The 6,519-nt window shown below is 66.1% G+C and carries 5 protein-coding genes; 3 read left to right on the top strand and 2 right to left on the bottom strand.

Annotated features, from left to right (window positions below; all coding sequences use genetic code 11):
• Positions 1-15 precede the first annotated feature (15 nt).
• Both E1261_RS42290 and E1261_RS42285 read right to left on the bottom strand, forming a co-directional pair.
• Positions 16-2,229, bottom strand: coding sequence for a transglycosylase domain-containing protein (locus E1261_RS42290; protein WP_272948647.1), 2,214 nt, complete (start codon positions 2,227-2,229; stop codon positions 16-18).
• Between the two features lie 111 nt (positions 2,230-2,340).
• A complete protein-coding gene (locus tag E1261_RS42285) occupies positions 2,341-3,828 on the bottom strand; it encodes a short-chain fatty acid transporter (RefSeq protein WP_132415548.1) in 1,488 nt (495 codons plus the stop codon).
• Positions 3,829-4,054: 226 nt separating this feature from the next.
• On the opposite strand from E1261_RS42285, the gene E1261_RS42280 reads away from it, so the two are divergent.
• The 3 genes from E1261_RS42280 to E1261_RS42270 form a co-directional block, all read left to right on the top strand.
• Complete coding sequence (locus tag E1261_RS42280) at positions 4,055-4,636, top strand: PadR family transcriptional regulator (RefSeq protein WP_132415546.1); 582 nt, start codon at positions 4,055-4,057, stop codon at positions 4,634-4,636.
• Complete coding sequence (locus tag E1261_RS42275; RefSeq protein WP_132415544.1) at positions 4,633-5,712, top strand: inositol-3-phosphate synthase; 1,080 nt, start codon at positions 4,633-4,635, stop codon at positions 5,710-5,712. The genes E1261_RS42280 and E1261_RS42275 overlap by 4 nt, the downstream gene beginning before the upstream one ends.
• A gap of 25 nt (positions 5,713-5,737) precedes the next feature.
• Positions 5,738-6,519 (top strand): DUF72 domain-containing protein (locus E1261_RS42270; protein ID WP_132415542.1); only part of this gene is annotated, 782 nt, incomplete at its 3' end.

Below are 6,519 nucleotides of genomic sequence, written 5' to 3'. Positions count from 1 at the left end.
GGCGGGGTGGCTGAGCTACTGACCACCGCCCGGATTCTCCGAAGTCTCCGGGTCACCTGGTGGCGTGATGGTCGGCCAGCCCGGAGTCCTGGTCGGCTTAGTGGGCTTCGTCGGACCGGTCGGAGTGTTCGTCGGACCGGTCGGGGTCTTGGTCGGGGGCCCGCTCGGCGTGTTCGACGGCGGACCGCTCGGGGTGTTGGACGGCGTGTTCGAGGGGGTGTTCGACGGCTTCGGCGGCTTCGGGCTCTCGTCGACCGAGCCTTCGTCGGGCTCCGCGAACTCGGTGTCGGCCTGGCCATCGAGGGCGGGCTCCATGTAGGCCAGCCAGGTCTTCAGCGGCCAGTTGCCACCGAAGAACGCCTCGTCCTTCGAGTACGGGTCGAGGTCGGCCTCACCGGTCTTGCCGGCGCGGTAGATCACCGACGTCGACAGCTCCGGCGTGTAGCCCGTCCACCAGGAGGTCAGAGTGTCGGTGCCCTGCTTGCAGCCGTCACACTTCTTGTCCTCCGCGCGATGCTCCACCGCGACACCACCGGCGGTACCGGTCTTGCCGGCCACCGGACGGTCCAGCTTCTTGGCGTCCTCACCGGTGCCGTCCTCGACGACGGTCTCGAGGATCTTGTTGACCTGGCGGGCCAGGTTCTTGTCGAAGGCCTGGGTCTGCTTCAGATTCTTCTCGTCCGACCAGACCACCTTGCCGCTTTTATCGGTGATGCTCTTGATCACGTGCAGGTCCTTGGCCTTGCCCTCAGCGGCGAAGGTCGCATAAGCGTTGGCCATGTCGACCGGCGACGCGTACGGGTCGGGACCGAGCACCGTCGACGGGTTCTTCCGGCCGATCTCGAGCGCCTTGGTCTTCGGGATACCGGCCGCCTCGGCGGCGTTCACCAGCTTGTCCGGACCGTCTTCCATCTGCTTGTCGACCAAGTCGTAGAAGGCGGTGTTGACCGACTCCTGGGTCGCGTACTGCAGATCCACCTTGCCGTAGTCACGGTTGAACTCGTTGTTGAATTCCTGCCCCTGGACCTCGATCGGGCTGTCACCCTGCAGCTTCTCCCACGGCGAGCGCCCGTCCTGCAGGGCCGCGGCCACCGCGAACGGCTTGAACGACGACCCCGGCCGGGCCTTCGCCGTCGCCCAGTTGATCTGGCTCTTCAGGAAGTCCGGACCGCCGTACATCGCGATCAGCTGGCCGGTCCCGGGCTTCACCGCCGCCATCCCGACGTGCAGGTTGTCCCGCTTCTTCGGCAGCCGGGTCTCGGCGGCCTTGACGATTTTCTCCTGCTGCTCGGGGTCGAAGGTGGTGACGATCTTGTAGCCACCGCCGGTGATCTGGTTCTCGGTGAACCCGCGGCGCAGCAGTTCCTTCTTCGCCATGTCGAGCAGGAAGCCGTTCGGGCCCCGGTACTTGTTGTTCTTCTTCGGCTTGTCGATCTTCGGCAGCGCCTTGGAGTACTTGTCCTGCTCGGCCTGGGTGATCGTGCCGCTCAGTCGCATACCGTCCAGGACGTACCGGTACCGGGCCAGGATCCGCGGGTGGTTCGCCTTCTTGTCGACGTCGAACAGCGTCGGGTTGTTCAGCACCGTGGCCAGGAAGGCGGCCTGCGGGACGGTCAGCTTGCTCGGGTCGGTCACCCGGAAATAGGCGTTCCCCGCGGCCGCGACGCCGTACGCGCCCTCACCGAAGTAGATGGTGTTCAGGTACCCCTCGAGGGTCGTGTTCTTGTCCTGCTGGCGACTCAGCTTGGTCGCGATGAACAGTTCCTTGAACTTCCGGGACGCGGTCCGGTCCTGGTTCAGGTACATGATCTTCACGTACTGCTGGGTGATCGTCGAACCACCCTGCAACTGCTCACCCTTGGCGATGTTGAACGCCGCGCGCAGCATGCCCTGGGGCGAGATGCCCGGGTTGGTCCAGAAGGTCCGGTCCTCGGCGGCCAGGATCGCGTCCTGGACCCGCTTGGGGATCTGCTTCAGCGGGACCGTCGTCCGGTTCTGTTCGTAGAACCGGCCCATCGTGTCACCGTTACCCCACGCGACTGTCGTGGTGTTCGCCTCGAACTCCTTGTTGACGTCCGGGATCTCGGTCCGCTGGTAGATGATGAAGAAGGCAGCAGTTCCGGCGATGATTCCGAGGAACCCGAGAGCCATCAGCCAGCCGAGCACCCGGAGCGCCCAATGTTTCTTGGTCCGGCGCGGCGGAGCGGCTTTTCTACGAGCTTCACTCACAGTGCAATCCTCGACGATCTCGCGGAAGTCATTGCCCCACAGACTACGGCGGGTGTGGTAACGGGCCCGAATCCGCTCCGGAGGGTACCAACTCCAGGGTTCGGGGGCGAATCACCCAGTGACGTGCGGCGCCAGGAACGTGACAGCGAGTAGCGCAGCCGGGAAGCACGCCAGGAACATGGTGAACGTGTAGCCCATGATGTCGCGGGCCTTCAGCCCCAGGATCGCGAGCGTCGGCAGCATCCAGAACGGCTGCAACAGGTTCGCACTCGCCTCGCCGAGGTCGTACACGATGACCATCCAGCCGGCATCGACGTTGAGCTCGTTGGCCGCCTGCAGGACATAAGGGGCCTCGATCACCCATTTGCTGCCGCCGCTGGGCACGAAAATGCCGAGGATGCACGAATAGATCGCCACCAACGGCGCCAGCAGGAACTGACTACTTGCCTGCACCAACCAACCGGCCAGCCGGGCGGAGATGCCGGTATACGCGATCATGCCGAAGATGCCGCCGTACAAGGGGAACTGGAGCAGTACGCCGGCCGCTGCGGGCACGCCGTCGCGCACCGCGCGCGCCATCCGCCAGGGGCGCCAGTGCAGGAGCATCGCAAGCAGGAACAGGATCAGGTTGACGGTGTTGAGGTCGAGTGCGCTGAAGAAACTCTTGCCGTCGAAGTAGCGGATCAGATACGTCACACCGAGCGCCACGATGAACAAGCTGAACAGCGGCGAGTGCTCAAGCCAGTCGCCAGGCCGGCGCTTCGCACTTTCCTCTCTTTGACCGTTGTACGCCGAACCTCGGCCGATCAACGGTTTGAGTTCGATCCCCAGGTGCTCCGCGGTCCGCGAGCTGCCCTCGCCCGGTGCGATGAACCACGCCATCACCACGCCGACGACGTACACGAAGAGCGTTGCGAGCAGCGCCTGCCAGGTGAAGATCGTTTCGCTGAGCGGAATCAGCCCGGTGGCACGACCGCCAGCCTTGATGACCTCCTGGACCGGTGCGGGGCTGCTGCTCGCACTCGCGACCTGCAGCGCGGCCGATCCCGATAGGCCCTGCGCCCAGACCGTACCGAGCCCCAGGAACGCCATTGCTCCCAGAGCGCGGTAGTCGGCCTTCGGCACGTTGCGGGCGACCTCTCGCGCCAGGATCGCCGCGAAGATCAGGCTGAACGCCCAGTTCAGGTACGACGCGAACATCGCGACCGCGGCCACGAACGCCACCGCGGATCGGGGGGTCTTCGGGATCCGGGCCAGCCGGGTGATCAACCGGGCGACCGGTCCGCTGGTGGCGACGGCGTACCCACCGATGATGATCATCGCCATCTGCAGGGTGAACGTGATCAGGCTCCAGAACCCGATGCCCCAGGCATCGACCAGCCCGAACCCCTTGGTCGCGGCCGGATCGTCCGGGCGCTTCAGCAGCGGCTCACCGGTGACGAGGCCGAACAGCAGCACCACGAAGGTGCCGACCAGGACGAACCCGAACGCGTCCGGCAGCCACTTCTCGGTGAACGCGGTGAACCGCAGGGCCACCCGCGCCAGCGGCCCTTCGCCCTCGAGCTCGTGCTTGGCGTGTTTTCCATGGCTGTCGGCCATGACCCTCCGCTCCTGGACCACGACGCTGTGGTGTCAACCGATTAACGCAGATCGGCGCCTGACGTAACAGCTTCCGCGGCGCGTGCCCCGGTGAAGACTCCGCGTGAGGTGACAAAGGCAACCTTTGTCATGAGTTGTCCACAGCTCCGAGCTCTGCTTACAGTGGCGACACGATGTATCGAACCGATACATCAGGTTCTGACAAACTGGATCGAGGAGGTGGGTCATGGGAAACCGCAGTGGTGTCCTCGAGCTCGCCGTACTCGGTCTGCTGCACGAAGCGCCGATGCACGGCTACGAGCTCCGCAAGCGCGTCAACGCCCAGTTCGGCTGGGGACGCGTGCTGTCGTTCGGATCGCTCTACCCGTGCCTGAAGGCGATGCTCCGCAACGGCCTGATCACCGCCGACCCCGGTACGCCGGAGGCGGGGCGCAGGCCGAAGATCGTGTACACGATCACGGCCGACGGCAAGGACCACTTCGCGCACGCGATGCACGATGCCGGTCCGTCGGCCTGGGAGGACGACACGTTCGGCGTCCGGTTCTCGTTCTTCGGCCGGACCGATCCGGCCACCCGGCTGCGCATCCTCGAGGGCCGGCGCGCCCGGATGGAGGAGCGGCTGGCCAACTTCCGGGCAGCGATGACCCGGACCGCGGAGCGGATGGACGCCTACACCCTCGAGCTGCAACGGCACGGCCTGGAGTCGGCCGAGCGCGAGGTCCGCTGGCTGAACGAGCTGATCGACGGCGAGCGGCGTCAGCAACCCTCCCAACACCCCCCACCGCCTGACCAAGGAGATTCCAGATGACCTCGATCCGGGTAGCGATCGTCGGCGTCGGCAACTGCGCCAGCTCGCTCGTCCAGGGCGTGCACTACTACCGTGACGCGAAGCCTGAGGAGCGCGTCCCCGGTCTGATGCACGTCCAGTTCGGCGACTACCACGTCCGCGACGTCGAGTTCGTCGCCGCGTTCGACGTCGACGGCAAGAAGGTCGGCCTGGACCTCGCCGACGCCATCGGCGCCAGCGAGAACAACACGATCAAGATCTGCGACGTGCCGCCGAGCGGGATCACCGTGCAGCGCGGTCACACCCTGGACGGTCTCGGCAAGTACTACCGCGAGACCATCACCGAGTCCGACGCAGCCCCGGTCGACGTCGTGGCCGCGCTGCGTGAGGCGCAGGTCGACGTACTGGTCTGCTATCTGCCGGTCGGCTCCGAGCAGGCGGCGAAGTTCTACGCCCAGTGCGCGATCGACGCGAACGTTGCCTTCGTCAACGCGCTGCCGGTCTTCATCGCCGGTACCAAGGAGTGGGCCGACAAGTTCACCGCGGCCGGCGTGCCGATCGTCGGCGACGACATCAAGTCGCAGATCGGCGCCACCATCACGCACCGCGTGCTGGCCAAGCTGTTCGAGGACCGCGGCGTCACCGTCGACCGGACCTACCAGCTGAACGTCGGCGGCAACATGGACTTCAAGAACATGCTGGAGCGCGACCGGCTGGAGTCCAAGAAGATCAGCAAGACCCAGTCCGTCACCTCGCAGCTGGTCAACGACATCGACCCGCGCAACGTGCACATCGGCCCGTCCGACTACGTGGCCTGGCTGGACGACCGCAAGTGGGCCTTCATCCGGCTCGAGGGCCGCAACTTCGGCGACGTCCCGCTGTCGCTGGAGTACAAGCTCGAGGTCTGGGACTCGCCGAACTCGGCCGGCATCATCATCGACGCGATCCGCGCGGTGAAGATCGCCAAGGACCGCGGCATCGGTGGCCCGATCCTGTCCGCGTCGTCGTACTTCATGAAGTCGCCGCCGGAGCAGTACGCCGACGACGTCTGCCGCGACCTGGTGGAGAAGTTCATCCGCGGTGAGGTCGAGCGCTAGATTTTCTGACGGTATCTTTTCGTCAGTGCGGCTCCACGTGGGATGTGCTCAGTGGACACATCCCGCGTGGCCGCAACCGTCCCGCGCGAAGCTCGCGTCGTACGCGACCTGGGTGAACGCGGTGGAGAGCAACACCACCTTCTACGGGATTCCCGCCCGCTCATCGGTCGAGAACTGGGCCGCGCAGACGCCGCCCGACTTCCGCTTCGTCGTCAAGCTGCCCCAGGTCATCACCCACGAACGCCGCCTCGGCAACATCGCCGCCGAGTTCTACGCCTTCGCCGCCGCGGTCGAGCCACTCGGCCCCCGCAACCACGCCATGTGGGTCCAGCTCCCGGCGTCCTTCGCCCCCAGCGACCTCGGCACCCTGGCCGCCTTCCTGCGCGGCGCACCCCGCGAACACCGGTACGCCGTTGAAGTCCGTCACCCGGCCTTCTTCGACGACCCGCGCGTGGCTGCGTCGTTGGAACAGGTACTGGCCCGCGCCGGAGCCGAATGGGTCCCCTTCGACACCGGCACCCTCTTCGGCCGCCGCGCCACCAGTCTCGCCGAACGCGACGCCTGGATGAAGAAACCCCGCGTAGCCCGTCGGACCACCGCCCTCACCGGCTTCCCCATCGTCCGCTACATCGGCCGCGACTCGGTCTCCGAAACCGTCGAAGGCTGGGCCTACCTCGTGGAGTTGGTCCACACCTGGCTCACCGAAGGCCGCTCCCCCACCATCTTCCTGCACACCCCCGACAACGCCGAAGCCCTCAACCTCGCCCGCCTCTTCCACACCACCCTCGCTTCGCGGCTCCCATCGCT

This window comes from Kribbella albertanoniae, assembly GCF_004348455.1.
Classification (GTDB): domain Bacteria; phylum Actinomycetota; class Actinomycetes; order Propionibacteriales; family Kribbellaceae; genus Kribbella; species Kribbella albertanoniae.
Note: the sequence above shows the minus strand (reverse complement) of the source record. Positions and strands in the feature narration are given on the sequence as shown.